This window comes from Pedobacter sp. 05L430, assembly GCF_056397585.1.
In genome coordinates this window covers 17,144-38,218 of the sequence record NZ_JBFTNT010000003.1, presented here as the reverse complement: position 1 = coordinate 38,218, position 21,075 = coordinate 17,144, and the positions used below count along the sequence as shown (strand labels likewise).

The following is a 21,075-nucleotide window of genomic DNA, read 5'->3' as shown; positions in this document are numbered from 1 at the left end:
TTATTTTCTGAAACTCAAAGAGTTTTGGTTAACCCTATCTCCTTTAATTTTAAAGCATGAAAAATAGCAAGAAGTCATTAATCGCAATTCAAGGGACAGCTCAGTTTCTCGCAGCGTATATTGCCCTTCGTTGGTATGAAGAGTCGATTCAAAAAGAGAGTAGTGATACCACCATCTTACTCTATGATACAAGCGTATCAAAGGATAATGAATCTTTATTTTTGAATTCTGTAAAAATGATGGCACAAGCTGTCTCTTTGAATAATGTAATTTTTATCAGCGAAACTGAGATGAGAGATCTCTCATTAAATTGGTATTCAAAATGCAAGAGAAAATTAAAATCAAAATTRGATAATATCGATTTTGACAGCGTATTGATTGCCCGGGACTATGGTAGTTTTGGAACTCAGTTAATCTTGAACGCTTATCCTAATGCTTTGAGCATTGAATATGGGGATTCATTTGGTCTTGTTGGAAACGAAAATGCATTAAAGACTTCATTTAGTGATTTTTTGAATCGGCCTTTAAATATACTTAAAGGGATTGTAAAAAAAGTCTTATATAATCATTACCCAAAGCGTATTAATTTTGATTTGACGATCTTAACTCTCCCTATGGATTGGAGCGGGAGATATTTAGCACATAAAAATCTAATTGTTCCTCCTAAAGCATTTGCGACAGATTTAATTATGAAGATGGTGAATCAATTACCTGATTTAATTAACTTCTGTAATGAAATACTAAATCATGTACCAAATAATAGTCATTTGTATTTAACAAGTAATTTGGCTAATTCAGGATTAACAAATTATGAGAATGAGTTGTCGCTGTACGAAGACGTGATTCGAGAAACTTCTGAGATTGGGAAATGTATTATTTTGAAGAATCATCCGAGGGCTTCTAATCTTATCCTAAAGGATTTGTATGAAAAATTAAAAGATCAGTATACAGTTATACTCATTGATAATAATGAGTATAGTCTTTATCCGATAGAACTATGGTTACTTTTTATTGAAAAATGTTGTATTTTGCCTGTTTTTTCTTCTAGTGTAGTGAGCTTAAAATACTTTTATAACAAAGATTCGATAATGCCTTTGAGTGAGAAAAAAATAGACAAATATTTATTTAGAGATTCAGTTCCGCACTTAGTTCGTGGGGAACTTTTTTGTAGAAATGCGACAAATGCTTTGGAAAGGTGGGACGGGAAGTCAGCATTATGGAAAACTCCTAACTAATTGTAGAACTATGTTGAATTATATAAAAGCCTTGATTTTAAATCGTAAAAGTAGATTTAAAAGACGTTTTTTATCAAATATCTCTTCCAAGGTTTTTTTTGGACCGAATGTACAAATATTGGGCATGGAGAATGTTTTAATAAAAGATAACTGCACAATTGGTGGAGATACTTTATTCACCATAAATAATAGGGATAATAAGGATATTCAGCTGGAGATTGGGCGTAATAGCTATATTGGAAGAGATAGTTTTTTTTCAGTCGGTAAGTCTATTGTCATAGGAGATTACTGTATATTTGGAAATAAATGCTCTTTCATTTGTAGTGATCATATTTTTGATAATCCTTTAGTTCCGTATGCCCTTTCAGGTAATAGTTATGAAAAAACGATTAGGATCGGTGTAAACTGTTGGCTTGGGCATGATGTTAGTGTAATTGGCAACATAAATATAGGTCACGGGTGTGTAATAGGGGCAAAGACCTTAATTACCAAAGATATTCCTCCTTTTAGTATGGTAGTAGGAAATCCAGCGAGGATAGTAAGGACTTTTAATTTTGATTCAGGATGCTGGGAAAAAGGAGAGCAGCAGCTAACATCCATTTATCATGATGAGAGGACATATTTGGGCAGTTTAATAAAGCATTCTAAAGATTTACCTCTTGGTTACCATTCAGCCTCGCATGAATATGGTGATCTTTAGAAGGGTATAAAAATAGACGCTAAAAAGTTTTAAAAGTAATACGATGGAAGATCCAGTCATATTTTTATGAGCTGACCATAAAATTGAAATAAATGAAAAATGTATTAATAACAGGCGCCTACGGATTTTTAGGACGTAATGTTGCCAAAGAATTTAAAGCAAATGGCGCTTATGTTGTTGGAATAGGTCATGGTAAATGGTATCAGGATGAGTACACCAAATGGGGGATTGACGAGTGGCACGAGACAACCATCACATTTGAAGCCTTATTGAATGTAAATCAGGAGTTCGATGTCATAGTTCATTGTGGAGGAAGTGGTTCTGTAGGTTTTTCTCATGAGAATCCTTATGAAGATTTCCAGAAAAGTGTTCAAAGTACTTTATCTTTATTGGAGTTTATCAGGCTTAGAAATCCTCAATGTAAGTTTATTTATCCTTCTAGTCCGGCAGTTCAGGGGAATTTAGGAAATATACCTATCAAGGAAAGTATGGAGTCTGTACCGGTATCCCCTTATGGATTTCATAAGAAAATTGCGGAGCAACTTTGTCTTTCTTACCATAACAATTTTAATATTCAAGTGGGCATAATACGTTATTTCTCCATATATGGGGCTGGATTAAAAAAGCAATTATTATGGGATGCCTGTAGAAAAATACAAGAATCCGATGTGGTTGTATTTTTCGGTACAGGAAAAGAAACTAGGGATTGGCTAAATATTAGTGATGCAGCGCGGCTCTTGCGAATGTTCTCAGAACATGTTAAGGGCTATGATGTGATCAATGGTGGATCTGGGCGAAGTATTGAGATTCAGAAAGTCATCAGTGATTTATGTAGTCATTTTAATAAACCGGTGTCAGTTAAGTTTAATGGAGCAACCAAAGAGGGGGATCCAATTTATTTTTGGGCGGATATTACAAAGGCATTGAGTCTTGGTTGGAAACCTGAAATAGATGTCGAAGACGGATTGGAAGGTTATGTTAAATATTATAAAGGATTAACATCATGATCAGAGTAGGATTTTTATTGGGCTTTCCAGTTGAATATAAGGGAGGGATCAACTATATTAAGAACTTGCTTTATGCAATACATAAATTTCATAGCAAAGAGATAGAGATTTATCTTTTCGTACCGAGTGATTTGGAGGAGGAATACATTACTTTGTTTAAGGATTATGCTAAAATAATACATACCAAAATCATACAGCGTAAAACGTTTCCCTGGTTAATTAGTAAGGTTAGTCAGAAGTTTTTTAATTTCGACCCGCTGACTTATCGTCTTTTAAAGAAATATAAAATAAACGTCATCTCTCATTCTAATTATGTTTTTCCTGGAGATTCTATAAAGACTATAAACTGGATACCTGATTTTCAGTATCTGCATTATCCAAAGTTGTGGACACATAAGCAATTGAAGCTTGAACATCGTTTGCATAAAGAATGGATTTTAAAGAGTGATAGAATTGTTGTCAGTAGTTTTGATGCGTTAAAGGATCTGGTTAGTGTTTATCCTAAAGATGAAAGCAAGGTTAGTGTGCTCCACTTCGTTTCCCAGCCCGATATACTTAAATATGATGAGCCTATAGATATTAGTCAATATGTAAAGGGCAAATATTTTTATCTTCCGAATCAATTTTGGGAGCATAAGAACCACTTGATTGTCTTCAAGGCAGTGAAGGAATTGAAGAAAAAAGGTTTGGATGTTAAAGTGCTGACCAGCGGTTTAATGAATGATTTTAGAAGTAAAAATCAGCATGTGGAAATGCTGAGGAAATATGTTGAAGATCATCAATTAACTGAGAACGTTTCTTTCTTAGGGCTGATTCCTTATAAGGATGTACTTCAGTTGATAAAAGAAGCTGTAGCGGTAATCAATCCTTCGTTTTTTGAAGGCTGGAGTTCTACTGTTGAAGAATCAAAAAGTATAGGTAAATCCATCATATTGTCAAATATAAATGTACATCAGGAGCAAGATCCTTCGAATGCTTTTTATTTTGACCCTACAGATAAAATTGAACTGGCTAGTATCATGGAGGACCTATGGTTAAATGCTGATCAGATGAATTTACAAAATAGAAAGGAGCAATTATTAATTAATCTTGATAACCGCACACGCGCTTTTGCTGATGATTATAAGGCAATAATAGATCAGCTCCTACCATCATAATGGCAGAAACAATGAGAACAAGTAAGGTGATTAATTCTTTGATGGTGATGTTTTTTATCTCCACATTGCTTGTTCCTGTTTTTATTTTAAATAAATTCTGTTTTTTATCCATAATTGGCATTATGCTGTTTAATCTAGATGCTAAAAACAGGATTTATACATCGGCACCAATAGTTGTATTTTGCATATTTTTATTTGGATTTTTATTGTCTTTTTTTGGGGTGGCAGACAGAGCATTAAGCAACCAGTTTATGGTTTCTGTCGCAGTTCTTTTCTTGATATATCCAATTCATCGGTATCAAATTGATATAGATAGGATTGTAAAACGATCAGGAATGTGGCTTTCCGTATTTACAGGGGTCTTCTTTTTAGCTGTAGTTACTTTTCCTGGTAATCCAATATCAAACGTTCTAACTTTTATTTTCGATAATTATAGTGCTGGTTCTTACGGTTTAAGAGATTTTTCTGAAGAAGCAACCTTAAGTTTTCATATAGGTACAGTACCTTTTCTATATCTTCCTTTTGCATTGTTTTTTCTAAGTTACTTAAAGGATAAAAAGCGTAAAAATATTCTTGGAATGCTGGTGATATTTCCCGCTATTGTCGCTAGCGCCTCGCGAGGTTTGTGGATGGTTTCCTTAATTAGTTTGATCGTAATTTATTTTCTTAATTTGAGGCTGTCGACCAAAATAATCTTTGTACTGATTAGTATTCCAATTGTTGTTTCTGTATTTGGCTACTTGATTGCCAATACCGTCCTGTTTAGTTCAGGTGAAGAGTCAAATAGTGTGAAAATAGGGCATATCACTTCATTCTTTGATCAACTGGACTGGACTAATTTTTTTATTGGTAATGGGCTAGCCTCTTTTTATTATTCATCTGGATCGGGTGTAATGAAGGCCCATACTGAAGTTACACCGCTAGATATGCTTCGATATTTTGGATTTATACTAACGCCAATTTTGTACACGGCAATATTCTTTCCAATAAAAAATCTTCGCGCTTATATTGGTGAAAATAGGTTTTATACACTAATTTTTGTGCTTTACTTAATCAACTCCTTTACCAATCCAATTATGTTTAATTCTTACGGCTTGTTAACTGTACTGTGGTATTGGTCGAAAATATTAAATAGTGAAAAACCCCTTCAACCAGGGAGTGATAGTAACATCGATGTATGGAAACCTGTCGTAATTTGAAGATGAAAGTTTTTGCTGTAATTGTAACTTACAATCCTGATTTTGATCATGTTGCCAATCTGTGCAAGGTGCTTATTCAAAGCAATTGTAATGTCGTTTTCGTAGATAACTCCGGAAATGGTGGTTTGGATAAGTTTTCGAAAGTAGCTGAAGTGTCTGTTCTGGACTTAGGAACTAATGAAGGTATTGCTCATGCGCAGAATGTTGGGATTGATTATGCGGTAAAGCAAGGTGCAGACACCATTGTGTTTTTTGATCAGGATTCGCAAATTGAGCTGAATTTCTTATCGGCGCTATTGGCACCGCTGGTTATTGGGACACCAAAGGTGGTAGCTTCGGTATTTTTTGATGCGAAGCAGGGTTATGAGTATCCTTCTTTTAGGTTTAGCCGGTTCGGGTTGCTAAAAAAAATATATAGTACAGGGAAACAGGCACCTTATCCTGTAGACGTGATTATATCATCTGGTTCGGCAGCTACTATAGCGGTTTTTGATATTGCTGGAGTGATGGATGAGGCTTTTTTTATAGATTTTGTAGATATTGAGTGGTCAATAAGGTGTCGTAGAAATAATATTCCAATTGAGATTGTTCCACAGGCAATTATGAGACATTCTATTGGAGAAACCTCTATTAATTTAGGCGTAATGAGAGGATTCATCCACAGTGCTCAAAGGAGCTATTATAAAGTGAGAAATCCTTTTTTGTTACTAAGGAAAGCAGATATACCCAAGGCTTTAGCAGTTAAAGAGATCGTAGCTGCTATGGTTCATCAGCTGTTATTTATTTTTGCGGTAAAGAAAAAACAGGACTATATAAAAAGCTATATGTATGGAATTTTAGATGGGATAAAAGGGATAACAGGTAAAAAATAAATTATAAAAACTACCATTTTGAGAATTAGTGTCTGTATTGCAACCTATAATGGGGAAAAATTTTTGCTGGAGCAGCTGGAGTCTATTTTATACCAATTGTCCGCGGATGATGAAGTTATTGTTGTGGATGATTGTTCTAAAGATAGAACAATCGAAGTATTAAAATCTATCAAGGATGACAGAATTAAAATTTTTATCAATGATACAAATAGAGGACATGTGTATTCCTTTGGGCGTTCCATCTCATTGGCAAACCATGATGTAATTTTCATGGCGGATCAAGATGACGTTTGGATAGCAGGAAGAGTCGAATTAATGAAAAAAGAACTCTTATCAGGTAAACGATTGTTGGTTTCTTCTAATTCTGGTTTCATGGATGTGAATGGGAATCCATTGGAATATTATTTAGATGGTGTCCATTCCGTGGATTCTGATAATTATTTAAAAAATATTTTGGCTATTTTTACTGGCAAAACAAACTATTATGGTTGTGCCATGGCTTTCTCTAAAAGACTTATTGAGGTTATTTTACCTATCCCAGAATATGTTGAATCACATGATCTTTGGATTGCAATGGCAGCGAATTTGTTAAAATCGAATGTACATCTTGATGAGGAGACATTTAATAGGAGAATTCATGGAAATAATGCCAGTATAGTGAATAGAAGTCTTTTCGCGAAATTAAGATCAAGATGGATTTTTGCCAAAAGTCTGTTTGAAATTTCAGTTAGAATAAGACGAAGTAAATTGTTTGTCGATTAAGAACCTTTTTTGGTAAAATATTTAATAATAGGAAGATAAAAATATGATTCAAAGAGCATACCAGATCTGTACAAAAACGATTATGGATACATCAGATCCAAAAATTGTCTTTGATAAAGATGGCATAAGTGATTATTACTACAATTTCCATGATGTCATCCTGCCGAACTGGAAGACTGACCACAATGGAGAGACTGAGTTGATGAGGATGGCTGAAAAGATAAAACAGCAAGGAGTAGGCAAACCTTTCGATTGTATTATTGGCATGAGTGGAGGCTTAGATAGTTCTTATTTGGCTTACATTGCTAAAGAGAAGATGGGGCTAAGACCTTTGATTTTCCACGTTGATGCTGGTTGGAATACACAACAAGCCGTTGGAAATATTGAAAAATTAGTGGATGGCTTGGGACTGGACTTATATACAGAAGTTATCAACTGGGAGGAAATGAAAGATTTACAGGTCGCATTTTTAAGGTCGCAAATACCCGATCAGGATTTGGTACAGGATTATGCCTTTTTTTCGGCACTTTACAAATTCGCGAAAAAAAATAAGATAAAATACGTCTTAACCGGATCAAATATATCTACTGAATGCTGCAGAGAACCTGAGGAATGGGGTGGCTATGCTGGTATTGATGAGACTTTAGTCAATGATATACACACGCGTTTTGGAAAAAGACCGTTAAAAACCTTCCCAATTGTAGATATTTTAAAGTATAAAATATATTATAAATATGTTTTAGGAATGCAGGTGTTTAAGCCATTGGATCTGGTTCCGTTTAACAAAAAGGAAGTTGAGCAATTGCTCCTGGATAAATTTGGATGGCAAAAATTCCAGCACAAACATCATGAATCCCGCTTTACTAGATTTTATGAAGACTATTGGTTACCTAGAAAATTTGGTTTCGAAAAAAGGCGCGCACACTTCTCTAGCTTGATTCTAACTGGTCAGATGACAAGAGAGGAAGCACTAACTAGAATCTCTAAACCAGAATTGGACGAGCAAATTTTAAAGCAGGAGTTTGAATACGTTGCAAACAAGCTGGACCTTACTGTAGCCGAGTTACAAGCCATTTTTGATGGTCAGAATAAAACTTACAGGGATTACAAAAACAAAAAAGGAATTATAACTCTGGGAACCAGAGTAATGAGGACATTGGGCTTAGAAAAAAGATTATTCAGGTGATTGCAATTATAGATTATGGTGTTGGGAATATTCGCGCATTTGCTAATATTTATAAAAAGTTAAATGTACCTTTCAAAATAGCTCAAAAGGCAGAAGATCTGGAGCATGTAGACAAACTGATTCTACCTGGTGTTGGCGCATTTGATCATGCTATGAGTCAGCTGGATGCATCTGGAATGAGACAAAGATTGGATGAGTTAGTGCTGGAAAAGAAGCTTCCTGTGGTTGGTATTTGTGTGGGCATGCAGATGCTGGCAAAATCAAGTGACGAAGGTCAGCTTCCCGGTCTTGGATGGATCAATTCCAGTGTTAAAAAGTTTGACGAAAGCAAAATAAAATTCAAAACACATTTACCTCATATGGGCTGGAATGACATTCATATCATTAAAGAAAATCCTCTAATGAGGGGATTGGAGCACAATGCTAAATTTTATTTTCTGCATTCTTATTATTTTGAATGTAATCAATCTGAGGATGCTATCTCGACAGCTGACTATGGCATAGAATTTACCTGTGCTGTTAATAAGAAAAATGTTTACGGTGTTCAGTTTCATCCTGAAAAAAGTCATGAATACGGAATCAAACTTTTAAAAAATTTCTCAGATTTGTAATGTTAAGACCTAGAATAATACCATGTCTATTGGTTMATGATAAGGGCCTCGTTAAAACAGTAAAATTTAAAGACCCAAAATATGTGGGCGACCCTATAAATGCGGTAAGGATTTTTAATGAGAAGCATGTTGATGAGCTTTCAGTTTTTGATATTGATGCATCTGTGCTTAATCGAGAGCCGGATTATAAGATGATTGAAAATCTAGCTGCAGAATGTAGAATGCCTTTATGTTATGGCGGCGGCGTTAAAACTGCTGAACAGGCTCAGCATATCTTCAGTTTGGGTGTGGAGAAAATTGCAATTAGTTCTGCAGCAGTAAATGATCCCATGTTAGTTAGTAGGATAGCCGAGCGTGTAGGAAATCAAAGTGTGGTAGTCGTTATTGACGTTAAAAAGAAATTGTTAGGAGGATACGAAGTATACATTAACAATGGAAAAAAAGGAACTGGTAAAAATCCATTTGAGCTAGCGAAGCAAGTACAAAAGTATGGAGCCGGTGAAGTCGTAATCAACTTTATTGACAATGATGGAATGATGAAAGGATATGATATGAACCTTGCTGAAAAGATGAGAGAGAGTATCACCCTGCCTTTAACCGTTCTGGGAGGTGCTGGTTCGCTTGATGATATTGGTCAGCTAATTAGTCAGTTTGGTATCATAGGTGCATCTGCAGGGAGTTTATTTGTTTTTAAAGGGGTATATAAAGCCGTGTTAATAAACTATCCTAGTCCTGAGGAAAAGGATGCACTTATAAAGAGTAATTTTAAATTTAATTAAGCTAGTATTAGAAAAAACAGATGTTAAAAAATAAAGCTTTATTGATTACAGGTGGCACTGGTTCATTTGGAAACGCAGTACTACAACGATTCTTGCATACTGATCATTTTAAAGAAATTCGTATTTTTAGTAGGGATGAGAAGAAACAAGATGATATGCGCAATCAGCTTAAAAATGATAAGTTGAAGTTTTATATTGGGGACGTAAGGGACTATGGGAGTATTGAACGAGCAATGCATGGTGTTGATTATGTCTTTCATGCTGCGGCCTTAAAACAGGTTCCTTCCTGTGAATTTTTCCCAATAGAAGCGACCAAAACAAATGTATTTGGTACTCAAAATGTAATTGATGCTGCAGTAGTTAATAAAGTGCAGAAAGTAATTTGTTTAAGTACTGATAAAGCTGCTTATCCTATTAACGCAATGGGAATTTCAAAGGCTTTAATGGAAAAAGTAGCTATTGCGGCCTCCCGAAATTCGGCTGAGACTACGGTTTGTTTAACAAGGTATGGTAATGTAATGGCTTCAAGAGGGTCAGTAATTCCCTTATTCTTAAAGCAGATTCAGGAAGGRCAGCCCATTACTATTACCGATCCAAATATGACACGATTTCTAATGTCATTGGAGGATGCGGTTGACCTGGTACTCTTTGCTTTTGAAAACGGTAATTCAGGGGATCTTTTTGTTAATAAAGCGCCGGCGGGAACTATAGGTGACTTGGCTGAGGCACTAAAACAGCTTTGCCATGCCGACAATGAAGTAAAGATTATAGGAACACGTCACGGTGAAAAGCTATATGAAACGCTATGTACTCGAGAAGAAATGGTCAAAGCTGAAGACTTGGGCGACTTTTATCGTATACCTGCAGATAATCGGGACTTAAATTATGCTCAATATTTCTCCGAGGGAGAAACAGACATTTCCAAAATAGAAGATTATCATTCCCACAATACTGAGCAGCTGGGGGTAGATGGTATGAAAAAATTATTATCTAATCTGCCTTTAATTAGGAAGGAAGTTTTTGAAGATATTAATGTCATTCAATACCCTGGATAAATAGATATGAAAGTACAAGTGTTAAATGGGGGAAAACATGTCGATAGCCGTGGTAGATTAGATCACGTTAATGATTTTGACATGTCTGAAGTAAAAAGAATGTATCTGATTACTCATATAGATCCTTCTGTTAAAAGAGGATGGAGGGCGCATAAATTAGAACAGCGTTGGTTCTATGTAGTTGAAGGTAGTTTTGAGGTCAGTTTAGTTAAAATAGATGATTGGGTAAACCCCAATCCTGATCTGCAATTGGAAGTTTATGTGTTATCTGCCGATAAACCCCAAGTACTTCATGTGCCTGTTGGTTATGCAACAGGATTCAAGGCTTTAGAACGTGATGCCAAGTTTATTGTATATGCTGATTTTGGCATTGAGAATGCGGTGAATGATAATTATCAATATCCCAGCGATTATTTTACGAATTGGAAGTGAACTTTATAAATGAATAAATTAAGAGTAGGAATAACAGGACAAGATGGGTTTGTAGGACAATACCTATATAATACTTTGGGTCTTTCTCCTGAGGAATTTGAACGAATAGATTTTAACAGGGATGACTTTGACAATCAAACGAAACTTAATGATTTTGTTGCTCAGTGTGATGTTATTGTTCATTTAGCTGCGATGAATAGACATCCGGATCCGGAAGTTATATATAATACTAATATTGATCTTGTTAAAAAAATTATTCTGGCACTAGAAACCTGTCAGAGTAAAGCTCATGTTTTGTTTTCATCTTCTTCACAAGAAGAAAATGAAAATTTATATGGTAAAAGTAAAAAAGAGGGTAGGGAGTTGTTAACGAAATGGGCAGATAAATCTGGGGGTAAATTTACCGGGATGGTTATTCCGAATGTCTTTGGGCCTTTCGGAAAACCTTATTATAATTCTTTTATCGCCACGTTTTCTCATCAGTTAAGTCACAATGAGCAACCTAAAATAGAAAAAGATACGGACGTCAAGCTTATTTATATTGGAGATTTAATAGATGTAATAATTTCTGAAATAGTGAAAGAGACTGGGGAGAATATACTTGTTGTTCCACATACAGATCAAAAGAAGGTTTCGGAGATATTGGCTCTTTTGGAAATTTTTAAATCCCAATATCTAGACGCAGGAATAATACCGGAGTTAAAGGACTTATTTGAACTAAACCTATTTAATACTTTCAGATGTTATATGGACATTCGAAATCACTATCCTGTAAAGTTTGTGAAACATGCAGATCCAAGGGGTATCTTTGTTGAAGTAATAAGGTTAAATGTTGGCGGACAAGTATCTTTTTCTACTACTGTTCCTGGGATTACCAGAGGCAATCACTTTCACACCCGTAAAATTGAACGTTTTGCTGTAATTAAAGGCAAAGCCTTGATACAGCTACGTAAAATTGGAACAGAGGATGTATTTGACTTCTATCTGGATGGGAATGAACCTGCTTATGTTGATATGCCAATATGGTATACCCATAATATAAAGAATATAGGAGATGAAGAACTATATACCAATTTTTGGATCAATGAATTTTTTAATCAGGATGACCCCGATACTTATTTCGAGACGGTTTAATAAAAAATAAACATCAAATTAAATGAGAGAAAAGCTTAAAGTGATGACAGTGGTTGGCACTAGGCCCGAAATTATCAGGCTTGCAAGAGTCATGGCCGCCCTTGATGCCTCTGAAGCAATTGAACATGTTATTGTGCACACTGGACAAAACTATGATTATGAATTAAATCACATCTTTTTTGATGATCTGGATATCCGTAAGCCGGATTTTTTTCTGAATGCAGCAGGAGCTACAGCTACAGAGACCGTTGGACAAATCTTAATTAAAATTGATCCTTTGCTCGAAAGTGAAAAACCAGATGCCTTTCTGGTCTTGGGAGATACAAACTCTTGTTTATGTGCTATTCCGGCAAAGAAACGTCACATACCTATATTTCATATGGAAGCAGGGAATCGCTGTTTTGATCAGCGTGTGCCTGAAGAAACCAACAGAAAAATCGTGGATCATGTATCAGATGTAAACCTTACCTATAGTGATATTGCCAGAGAATACCTTTTGCGTGAGGGATTGCCAGCCGATAGGATCATTAAAACAGGTTCTCCAATGTTTGAGGTACTAAATCACTACCTACCTAAAATTGAAAGTTCTGATGTTTTAAAGCGTCTAAATTTGGAGGAACAAAAATACTTTGTTGTATCTTCTCATCGGGAAGAAAATATTAGTAGTGAAAAGAACTTTGTAAACTTAATGCATAGTTTAAATCTTATCGCTGCTAAATATGGTTATCCTATTATTGTTAGTACCCATCCAAGAACAAGAAATATGATAGAAGCAAAGAGGATTGAAATGATGCCTGAAATCCAATTTCTTAAACCTATGGGTTTTAACGATTATAACGCGCTGCAAATGAATTCATATGCAGTTCTGTCCGATAGTGGTACAATTTCAGAAGAGTCATCGACACTTAATTTTCCTGCATTAAATCTTAGAGAAGCCCATGAACGCCCTGAAGCTATGGAAGAAGCTTCAGTGATGATGGTTGGTATGAATCCTGAACGCATTATGCAAGCATTGGTTCAATTACAGTACCAAAAGAGAGGAGAAGAAAGAAGTTTTAGAAAGGTAGCCGATTATTCTATGCCCAATGTTTCTGATAAAATGGTTAGAATAATTATAAGTTATGTTGATTACGTTAAAAGAGTTGTGTGGTCTGAATGAAAAAAAAGATTTTAATACATTCGCTAGTATTTAGTCCTGATGGGGTTTCCACAGCTTATTTATATAATGATATCGCTTTAAAATTCTTTGAAAGTGGATATGAAGTTGTGGTATTAACTACAACCCCTCATTATAATATTTTGGAAGAAGAATTATCCCAACAACCATTAAATCCAAAATTTTTTGGACTTTACTATGAAAGTAAATTTCATAATATCAGGGTAATTCACATTCCTCAAAAAAAATTTAAAAGTACGGTATTGCGGATGGTAGGTTTTTTGTACTGGCATTTTTTGGCACTAATTCTAGGATTAATGCAAAAGAATATTTCTTTGATATTATCTCCCTCTCCACCGCTTACAATAGGAATGATTAATATTCTTATTGCTAAATTAAAGGGGGCGAAAGTTATTTATAATGTTCAGGAAATTTACCCGGATCTTTTGATTAACCAGGGAAGCTTGAAGTCTAAACCTTTTTATAACTTACTTAGACTTTTGGAAAGATTTGTCTACAATAAATCGAGTGCAGTAACAACAATTGATTCTGTCTTTTATGAAACAATAAAACCCAGATTTAAAAATCCTTCCAAATTGCATGTTATCCCAAATTTTGTTGACACAGAATTGTTTAAGCCTATCCTACATGATAAGAGTTGCTTAGATGTTAATTTGTTTCCTGAAAAAAGAGGGATTTTAAAAGTGATGTATGCTGGTAATATTGGCTTGGCTCAAGATTGGGGACCACTATTAGAGATAGCCAAGAGATTGGTAGGTTTTAATGTGGAGTTTTGGGTCATTGGGGAGGGTGTTATGAAAGCTTATTTGGAAAATGAAATTAAAACTGAAAAGCTAACCAATATTCATTTAGTACCTTATCAACCGCGTTCGCAAATGCCAGGTTTAATTTCGTATGCAGACATTCATTTTATATTTATGTCCAGGGAGATGGAAGGTCAAGGTTTTCCATCCAAAGTCTACACTATATTGGCTTGTAGTAAACCATTACTGGTAATATCAGGAAAGCACACACCTATTCATAATTTTCTTGATGCGGCAAATTGTGCTTTTTTGGTAGATAGTGAGACTTTTCAAGAAAAATGTGAGGAGGTTGTGGAAATTTTGAAAAATGCTTCTCTGAATAAGTCTGATTTAGAAAGAATGGCAATAGAGGGGGCTAAGTTAATTGAAAAACAATATTCAAAGAACGCCGTAACACAGCAATATGTTGACTTAGCAGATCAAATATTACATCATAATCATAATGTAAATTAATTCAGTCTATATCGGTTAGAAAGAATCGGGCCATATTTCTGTTTGAAATTAAATAATATCACTAGTAGGTGATATCAGATAATTTTCTTTAATTTTGACACTATTACAGTTCTTTGCTCTCACATAAAACGCTTACCTATGCTTTTCACCCTAATCTACCTTACAAGTCTTCTGGTTGTAGCTTTTGCTATTCCACCTATAATAACTGTTTCACTGAGAAAACGGCTGTTTGATGATCCAAATGAGTCCAGAAAGATACATAAACGTATTATTCCAAACTTTGGTGGCGTAGCCATTTTTACGGGGTTTCTTTTTTCCTGCTCCATATTTATTCCGTCACAGATATTGCCAGAGGCTAATGTTTTAATGGGTGCAGGTTTGGTACTTTTTATGATCGGATTAAAGGATGATATCATTGGTTTGGGCCCGGGTATCAAATTTGTTGCACAGTTCGCAAGTGCTTTTATTGTGGCTATGGTTGCAAACATAAGAATAACAGACATGCATGGGGTGTTTGGAGTTTATGATCTGCCTTACTATGCAAGTATAACTTTAACTGTCTTTTTTATCGTCGGCATTGTTAATGCTTTTAATCTAATTGATGGGATCGATGGGCTTGCAGGATCAATTGGATTAATTCTTTGCGTAGCATTTGGGGTGCTTTTTTATAAATCAGGGGATTTGGGATGGGCTTATCTGGCAACTGCATTGGCTGGAGCACTTCTTGGGTTTTTATTTTTTAACGTAACTCCCGCAAGGATCTTTATGGGAGATTCAGGCTCACTACTGTTAGGGTTCATTGCTGCTGTGCTGAGTATTAAGTTTATGACCATAAGTCTTACTGAAAACGTAATGGCCGGGCCATTTGTAGTCACCTCAGGCATGGGGATGGTCTCTGCGATTTTAATTATACCCGTTTTTGATACCTTACGTGTTTTTACATTAAGAATCATGCGTGGCACCTCTCCATTTACTGCAGATAGCAATCATATCCATCATCGCTTGCTCTCACTGGGTTTAAGCCATGTGCAGGCAACATTAGTACTCGCCTCTGTAAATGTTGTTTTTATTATTACTGCACTGGCTTTACAAAATATAGGTGATGCACAGCTGATCTCATTGATCATGCTGTTGATGCTAAGCTTAAATGGTGTCTTAAGTCTGTCTATAAATATCATTAGAAAGAGGRCTCGTTTGTTAACTACTTCAACTCAAGTAGATAAAATGGCTGAAGCAGATAAAAGCTTTGCTGAACGGGTTCTTGAGAAAATCTCAGAAAATTAACCTCCTTCCCTTATTAAAACGGTAAGTTTGCGGTGCAAAACTGGGATCGTTGTGTTTTCCAAAATACGGCATTAAAGTTGTGTGCATAGAATCCGATGAATACCTGTATGAAGAAAAAGCTATTTAATGAATAAATGTCTATTATTTTTTTTGTGTCTGATCTTGTTTGGATCCTGCGCAAAGGACTATCGCAACCAAGCTGAAGTCTATAGTAATGATTTTGAACAAAGTAATCTGACCGGTATTTCCGGTGGAGAGATCGAAACGTTCAACAACTCTAAAGTACTGGGTAGATACAACAATAGCGGGTTTGAGCTATCGTTGAGCAAGCTACCGGAACATGATTTGGTCGAAATCTCTTTTGATCTCTATATCCATGATGCCTGGGATGGGAATAAGGAAGGTGAAGATGGCATAGTTGACGGCCCGGATTTTTGGGAGATGATGCTGGATGGAAAGAGTTACATCAGAACAACGTTCTCTAATGTGCCCTGCGGAACCGGTACTTTTTGTGAGCCTCAGTCTTATCCGCACAATTATCCAAATAACAACAACAATCCTAAAACCGGTGCTGCTAATAGAAATCTTCCGGGAGTTTGTAATATGGCAGGTGTAGTAGGAGGAACCTCTTTGTATAAAATTGTTAAACAAATCAAACATTCCGATCAAAAGCTAATCCTGAAATGTGTTGATCAGTTAAAGCAAAGCAATGCTCCTGATCCTAAATGCGACGAAAGTTGGTCGGTCGATAATATTAAAATTAAAGCAATCAGGTTATGAGATACTTAAAATTAACCACCCTGATTTTATTAGCGGGAAGCTTTAATTTCAAATCAACGGCTCAATCTTTACCCGTTGGAACGCCTGGTGCAGAAGATTATTACAGACGTAGCCAGCTCCTTGGGCAATTGGATTCCAGCGTTTCCTTTATGGTAAGGCCGGTGATGCCTAAATCAGCTTTTGGTAAAAAGGATGTGTTTTACCTGGAAGATGAAACACGGTATAACCTGCTCGATGCTGATCATAGCTGGGGTTTGGATTCTGGCAAGTTTAAAGYCATGCTTCTGCCCTTAGGCATTCAAAATCAAATAAACACACACCATCCATATGGATGGAACGACGGGGCGATGATTCCTGCAAAGGGCTTACAAACTGTTTTAAGTGCAGGGATTTATGCCGAGTACGGACCGTTTACCATTCAATTCAGACCTGAAGTGGTCTTGGCCGCAAATACTGGGTTTGATACCTTTGATAAGGATCATTATGACGTAATTGCCGCAAGGTATTACGACTTTTATAACAATATAGACCTTCCGGCCAGGTTCGGAAAAAGTGCCTACAATAAAGCTTATTGGGGCCAAAGTAGCATCAGGTTAAATTACAAAGCCCTATCATTCGGCCTTTCAACAGAGAATCTTTGGTGGGGACCCGGCATGCGTAGTTCTCTTCTGATGAGCAATACCGCCCCGGGCTTTAAACACTTAACCTTAAATACCAGGAAACCGATTTCCACACCAATTGGATCTTTTGAAGGCCAGTTAATTGCCGGAAGACTGGAGTCATCAGGTTTTGGAGCGCTTGAACCTGAACGTGAATATTTTTTTAATCCATTGTATGTTCCAAAAAGAAACGATTGGCGTTATTTATCGGGGCTTGTTGTTACCTACCGACCTAAGTGGATTCCGGGATTATTTCTGGGCATAACTAGAACTGCCCAAACCTATAGCGATGACCTGAACAGCTTTGGCGATTATCTTCCTTTCTTCTCCAGGGTAAAACGGGTAGTAGGAGATGAATCCCTTAACCAACGGGATGAGCACAGTTCCATATTTATGCGGTGGCTATGGCCTGAGGAACATGCCGAAATTTACTTCGAGTATGGACACAGCAATTCCACACAGGATTTGCGTGGCGCACTGCTTGAACCACAGCAATCCAGAGCCTATCTTTTTGGGCTTAGAAAAATTCTTCCCTTCAACAAATCAAGAGATGAGAACATCATGATCAATGTGGAAGTTACGCAAATGCAGGAAACCTCAGCAGATAAGATCAGAACGGTCAATAGCTGGTACCTGAGTAAAAGCATCCGACATGGTTATACCAATCGGGGAGAAGTGCTTGGCGCAGGCATTGGGCCGGGCGGAAACCTACAGTCATTAGACGTGAGTTGGTTTAAGGGACTAAAGAGAATAGGATTGCAATTAGAACGCTACGTTCACAATAACGATTTTTACTTTTATGCCTATGAGGATAGTGTTGACCCCAGAAGGCATTGGACTGACCTGAGCCTCGCGGCAAATGGGGAATGGAATTATAAGAATTTCATTTTCAATGCGAAATTGCAAGGGATAAAGTCCTTAAATTATCAATGGTATTTGTTTCAGGGGCCTAATGATCCGATTTGGGTAAATGGAAGAGGTGCTTTTAATTTACAGGTTCAGGCAGGTGTTACCTATCGTTTTTAATCAGGCATTACAATGAAGAAGATATATTACTCAATCCTTACTGTTGTTATTTGCAGTGGTTTAAACTTAACCCAGACACAGGCGCAGTCACTTCCTGTTGGAACACCGGTCTTGGAAGACTATTATCGCAGAAAACAGCTACTAGGAGAGCTCGACTCGACAGTATCCTTTACAAGCAGGCCATTATTTCCTACCGAAGCATTTAAAGTGCACAATGTATTTGATCCGGATAGCTCATTGCGGGAAGATGGCTGGTTGAAGTTTGACGGCCCGCTTTCTTTTGCAAATGGAAAGGGAAAGTTCCAGATTTTACCCTTTAGCTGGCAGCAGCAATTCAACTCCCATCATCCTTATGGTTGGAACGACGGTGCGATGATCCCGGCTCGTGGGTATCAATCTTTGATCACAGGAGGCTTCTTCGCAAAAATTGGCCCTTTAAGCATTCAGCTACAACCTGAATTTGTATATGCTGCTAATAAAAGCTTTGATGGTTTTGCTCTCGATCGTTCAGATGTTGAACTTCGAAGGTATTATGCAAGATATACCGCTACTGATCTTCCTGAACGTTTTGGTGCTGGTGCTTATAATAAGGTCTTATGGGGGCAAAGCAGTATCCGCTTAACAATTGGTCCTGCGTCAATTGGCGTCTCCAATGAAAATTTATGGTGGGGGCCTGGTATGCGCAACTCTTTATTGATGAGTAATAGTGCTGCTGGGTTTAAGCATATCACTTTGAATACCGTACGTCCAATTCATACTTATATAGGATCTTTTGAAGCGCAGATTATAGCGGGTCGATTGAATGCTTCAGGTTTGCCGCCATTAGAGGTGCAGAATGCTGCCAACGGTGAGAATTTATTAAGAGAAAGGAAGGATGATTGGCGATATCTTTCTGCCTTGAATGTCAGTTTTCAACCTAAATGGGTACCTGGATTGTTTCTTGGTTTTACCAGAGCTTTTCATGCTTACCATTCTGATCTAAGTGGCTTTAAAGACTATTTCCCTTTCTTTACCCCTTTTCAAAAGGTTAAAACTGATGATGGGGATCCTTTTGATCGTGACCAATTGACTTCTTTATATGCACGCTGGATATTTACTAAGGCAAAGGCAGAGGTTTATTTCGAATATGGAATTAACGACAATTCCTATAATTTTAGGGATTTTATCGGCTCTCCGGATCATTCCAGGGCATATCTATTTGGGGTAAGGAAATTAGTGCCGTTGAAGGCACGTAAGGACGAATTTATTTCCTTTAATGCGGAAATTACCCAAATGTCTCAATCACCCGATCGCTTGGTAAGAGAAGCAGGAAGCTGGTATACCCATAGTGGTGTATTGGATGGCTATACTAACGAAGGACAGGTATTGGGTGCTGGTGTTGGCCCTGGAGGCAATCTTCAGTCACTAGATGTGAGCTGGGTTAAAGGTTTAAAGAAATTAGGTCTTTCATTTGAACGTTATGAGCATAATATGGACTTTTATTACGGTTCTATTAACGACTTGGATGGCCAAAGTAGAAGATGGGTAGATTTCGCACTAGCCGCTCAAGGCGAATGGAATTACGGAAATCTCCTATTCAATGCAAAATTGCAAGGAATCAGATCCATGAATTACCAATGGAGGTTAAAAGATTACGATCCAACTTCCGACAGGTATTACATCCCGCACAACGGCGTATTTAACTTTCATGGGGAACTGGGTGTTTCTTATCGCTTCTAAATAGAAGAATATAGAAACCACAGGCAATTCCTCCTATAAGCATACCGGTTAATATACCCATTGAGTATTTTAACCGGTTTTTCTTTAATGGTAGTTCAGGTTCATCTACAATCTGTACCGTTGGGGTTTCCTGAGCCAACATGGTTTTACTTACCTCCAGGTTCTTAACCGTTTCAGTAAAAATAGTACTTAAAACAATCTTATCACGTTCCTTTACTTCCGCAGTAGCATTAGCTGACGCATAAGCCGGATTCAGGTCTAACAAAGCCTGACTAGCAGAGGAAGCCGCATACGTCTTACGATTTAAGATCAGTCCAATGCTGTCTGCCCGGTGCTGTAAACGATTTACATTACTTCTTAACCTGCTGGTTTTGGTACGGATATAGAAATCCGTCGCTTGTTTAATGATGCGGGTACAGAATAGTTGTGCCAGCCTCTCATCTTTCATGGTGGTATTTACCTCAAAAAAGCCAAGCTTTTTATCGGTTTTTGCAATGCCAAACTCACCACCAAGGATCTGTTCGGTCATTACATGTAAAAGACTGTCCTGAATTCGGGTATATTGCTTACCATTAACCGGAAAAGTGATGATCTTTCCATCCTTACTGTATTTAAGCCATTTTTTGTTTAGCTTATTTACTTCGGCATAACGATCGGCCAGGGATCTGGTTTGTGTGGTATCATAACTGGAAAGCAAGGTGGCCTTAATTAATTTCTGGCTCTTTACCAGCTCTTGTACATTATCACCGGCCAGCACGCCACTACCACCACCAATTCCGTCCATACTAAAGCCAAACTGCCCTGCTAAGGCCGCAAGTCCACCAGCTCCTGATGATTTGGCGTCATCAATCACAAAAGTTAACCTTGCCGTATAAGAAGGTGTCCATACCCAGGCGCTTAAAGCACCAAGCAGTGCTCCCGTAATAATTGCAGCGGCCAACAGTTTTTTAAAACTGAAAACGTATTTAAGGTCATTTATGCGGTTTCCGATTACTTTGCTTAAAGAGAACTCGGGCTCGTATGGATATGGATTTTCCTGGGCCAT

General features: G+C 37.0%; 20 protein-coding genes. 19 read left to right on the top strand and 1 reads right to left on the bottom strand.

Going from position 1 to position 21,075, the window contains the following annotated elements:
- Nucleotides 1-56: 56 nt before the first annotated feature.
- From AC1DG9_RS01680 to AC1DG9_RS01590, 19 genes are all read left to right on the top strand, one after another.
- Entirely contained in the window at nucleotides 57-1,235 is a 1,179-nt protein-coding gene (locus AC1DG9_RS01680) for a polysialyltransferase family glycosyltransferase (RefSeq protein ID WP_337718019.1), read from the top strand.
- A gap of 10 nt (nucleotides 1,236-1,245) precedes the next feature.
- The gene (locus tag AC1DG9_RS01675; protein WP_337718021.1) at nucleotides 1,246-1,935 is read left to right on the top strand and encodes an acyltransferase; all 690 of its coding nucleotides are present in this window, start codon (nucleotides 1,246-1,248) and stop codon (nucleotides 1,933-1,935) included.
- Between the two features lie 92 nt (nucleotides 1,936-2,027).
- A complete protein-coding gene (locus AC1DG9_RS01670) occupies nucleotides 2,028-2,942 on the top strand; it encodes an NAD-dependent epimerase/dehydratase family protein (RefSeq protein ID WP_337718023.1) in 915 nt (304 codons plus the stop codon).
- Nucleotides 2,939-4,099 carry a glycosyltransferase gene (locus AC1DG9_RS01665; protein ID WP_337718025.1) on the top strand — a complete coding sequence of 387 codons (1,161 nt, stop codon included), beginning with the start codon at nucleotides 2,939-2,941 and terminating at the stop codon, nucleotides 4,097-4,099. The genes AC1DG9_RS01670 and AC1DG9_RS01665 overlap by 4 nt, the downstream gene beginning before the upstream one ends.
- Before the next feature lie 122 nt (nucleotides 4,100-4,221).
- On the top strand, nucleotides 4,222-5,298 hold the full coding sequence (locus AC1DG9_RS01660) for a hypothetical protein (protein ID WP_337718027.1): 1,077 nt from the start codon (nucleotides 4,222-4,224) through the stop codon (nucleotides 5,296-5,298).
- Entirely contained in the window at nucleotides 5,277-6,170 is an 894-nt protein-coding gene (locus tag AC1DG9_RS01655) for a rhamnosyltransferase (protein WP_337718029.1), read from the top strand. The genes AC1DG9_RS01660 and AC1DG9_RS01655 overlap by 22 nt, the downstream gene beginning before the upstream one ends.
- Before the next feature lie 18 nt (nucleotides 6,171-6,188).
- Nucleotides 6,189-6,932: a glycosyltransferase gene (locus AC1DG9_RS01650; RefSeq protein ID WP_337718030.1), complete on the top strand. Its 744-nt coding sequence runs from the start codon at nucleotides 6,189-6,191 to the stop codon at nucleotides 6,930-6,932.
- A 43-nt stretch (nucleotides 6,933-6,975) separates the two neighbouring features.
- On the top strand, nucleotides 6,976-8,118 hold the full coding sequence (locus tag AC1DG9_RS01645) for an N-acetyl sugar amidotransferase (protein WP_337718032.1): 1,143 nt from the start codon (nucleotides 6,976-6,978) through the stop codon (nucleotides 8,116-8,118).
- Nucleotides 8,115-8,729, top strand: coding sequence for an imidazole glycerol phosphate synthase subunit HisH (hisH, locus tag AC1DG9_RS01640; RefSeq protein ID WP_337718034.1), 615 nt, complete (start codon nucleotides 8,115-8,117; stop codon nucleotides 8,727-8,729). The genes AC1DG9_RS01645 and hisH overlap by 4 nt, the downstream gene beginning before the upstream one ends.
- Nucleotides 8,729-9,508 carry an AglZ/HisF2 family acetamidino modification protein gene (locus tag AC1DG9_RS01635; protein WP_477634247.1) on the top strand — a complete coding sequence of 260 codons (780 nt, stop codon included), beginning with the start codon at nucleotides 8,729-8,731 and terminating at the stop codon, nucleotides 9,506-9,508. The genes hisH and AC1DG9_RS01635 overlap by 1 nt, the downstream gene beginning before the upstream one ends.
- Before the next feature lie 20 nt (nucleotides 9,509-9,528).
- Nucleotides 9,529-10,563, top strand: a complete 1,035-nt coding sequence (locus AC1DG9_RS01630) for a polysaccharide biosynthesis protein (protein WP_337718039.1) — start codon at nucleotides 9,529-9,531, stop codon at nucleotides 10,561-10,563.
- A gap of 6 nt (nucleotides 10,564-10,569) precedes the next feature.
- Nucleotides 10,570-10,995 (top strand): WxcM-like domain-containing protein, encoded by a 426-nt coding sequence (locus AC1DG9_RS01625; protein ID WP_337718041.1) that lies wholly within the window; start codon nucleotides 10,570-10,572, stop codon nucleotides 10,993-10,995.
- A gap of 9 nt (nucleotides 10,996-11,004) precedes the next feature.
- Complete coding sequence (locus AC1DG9_RS01620; protein ID WP_337718042.1) at nucleotides 11,005-12,129, top strand: polysaccharide biosynthesis C-terminal domain-containing protein; 1,125 nt, start codon at nucleotides 11,005-11,007, stop codon at nucleotides 12,127-12,129.
- A gap of 22 nt (nucleotides 12,130-12,151) precedes the next feature.
- Nucleotides 12,152-13,288 carry a non-hydrolyzing UDP-N-acetylglucosamine 2-epimerase gene (gene wecB / locus AC1DG9_RS01615; protein ID WP_337718044.1) on the top strand — a complete coding sequence of 379 codons (1,137 nt, stop codon included), beginning with the start codon at nucleotides 12,152-12,154 and terminating at the stop codon, nucleotides 13,286-13,288.
- The gene (locus AC1DG9_RS01610) at nucleotides 13,285-14,562 is read left to right on the top strand and encodes a glycosyltransferase family 4 protein (RefSeq protein ID WP_337718046.1); all 1,278 of its coding nucleotides are present in this window, start codon (nucleotides 13,285-13,287) and stop codon (nucleotides 14,560-14,562) included. The genes wecB and AC1DG9_RS01610 overlap by 4 nt, the downstream gene beginning before the upstream one ends.
- 138 nt (nucleotides 14,563-14,700) lie before the next feature.
- A complete protein-coding gene (locus AC1DG9_RS01605; protein WP_477634246.1) occupies nucleotides 14,701-15,846 on the top strand; it encodes an MraY family glycosyltransferase in 1,146 nt (381 codons plus the stop codon).
- A 126-nt stretch (nucleotides 15,847-15,972) separates the two neighbouring features.
- Nucleotides 15,973-16,626 carry a hypothetical protein gene (locus tag AC1DG9_RS01600; RefSeq protein ID WP_337718050.1) on the top strand — a complete coding sequence of 218 codons (654 nt, stop codon included), beginning with the start codon at nucleotides 15,973-15,975 and terminating at the stop codon, nucleotides 16,624-16,626.
- Nucleotides 16,623-18,311, top strand: a complete 1,689-nt coding sequence (locus AC1DG9_RS01595) for a capsule assembly Wzi family protein (RefSeq protein ID WP_477634245.1) — start codon at nucleotides 16,623-16,625, stop codon at nucleotides 18,309-18,311. The genes AC1DG9_RS01600 and AC1DG9_RS01595 overlap by 4 nt, the downstream gene beginning before the upstream one ends.
- Before the next feature lie 12 nt (nucleotides 18,312-18,323).
- The gene (locus AC1DG9_RS01590; protein ID WP_337718053.1) at nucleotides 18,324-20,030 is read left to right on the top strand and encodes a capsule assembly Wzi family protein; all 1,707 of its coding nucleotides are present in this window, start codon (nucleotides 18,324-18,326) and stop codon (nucleotides 20,028-20,030) included.
- Here the strand turns inward: AC1DG9_RS01590 and AC1DG9_RS01585 are convergent.
- The gene (locus AC1DG9_RS01585) at nucleotides 19,990-21,075 is read right to left on the bottom strand and encodes a hypothetical protein (RefSeq protein ID WP_337718055.1); all 1,086 of its coding nucleotides are present in this window, start codon (nucleotides 21,073-21,075) and stop codon (nucleotides 19,990-19,992) included. The two genes, AC1DG9_RS01590 and AC1DG9_RS01585, sit on opposite strands and share 41 nt — an antisense overlap.

Coding starts and splice junctions, on each gene's coding strand:
- AC1DG9_RS01675 (WP_337718021.1), top strand. CDS start 1,246: ATGTTGAATTATATAAAAGCCTTGATTTTAAATCGTAAAAGTAGATTT.
- AC1DG9_RS01670 (WP_337718023.1), top strand. CDS start 2,028: ATGAAAAATGTATTAATAACAGGCGCCTACGGATTTTTAGGACGTAAT.
- AC1DG9_RS01665 (WP_337718025.1), top strand. CDS start 2,939: ATGATCAGAGTAGGATTTTTATTGGGCTTTCCAGTTGAATATAAGGGA.
- AC1DG9_RS01660 (WP_337718027.1), top strand. CDS start 4,222: ATGCTGTTTAATCTAGATGCTAAAAACAGGATTTATACATCGGCACCA.
- AC1DG9_RS01655 (WP_337718029.1), top strand. CDS start 5,277: ATGGAAACCTGTCGTAATTTGAAGATGAAAGTTTTTGCTGTAATTGTA.
- AC1DG9_RS01645 (WP_337718032.1), top strand. CDS start 6,976: ATGATTCAAAGAGCATACCAGATCTGTACAAAAACGATTATGGATACA.
- AC1DG9_RS01625 (WP_337718041.1), top strand. CDS start 10,570: ATGAAAGTACAAGTGTTAAATGGGGGAAAACATGTCGATAGCCGTGGT.
- AC1DG9_RS01620 (WP_337718042.1), top strand. CDS start 11,005: ATGAATAAATTAAGAGTAGGAATAACAGGACAAGATGGGTTTGTAGGA.
- wecB (WP_337718044.1), top strand. CDS start 12,152: ATGAGAGAAAAGCTTAAAGTGATGACAGTGGTTGGCACTAGGCCCGAA.
- AC1DG9_RS01610 (WP_337718046.1), top strand. CDS start 13,285: ATGAAAAAAAAGATTTTAATACATTCGCTAGTATTTAGTCCTGATGGG.
- AC1DG9_RS01600 (WP_337718050.1), top strand. CDS start 15,973: ATGAATAAATGTCTATTATTTTTTTTGTGTCTGATCTTGTTTGGATCC.
- AC1DG9_RS01590 (WP_337718053.1), top strand. CDS start 18,324: ATGAAGAAGATATATTACTCAATCCTTACTGTTGTTATTTGCAGTGGT.
- AC1DG9_RS01585 (WP_337718055.1), bottom strand. CDS start 21,075: ATGGCCCAGGAAAATCCATATCCATACGAGCCCGAGTTCTCTTTAAGC.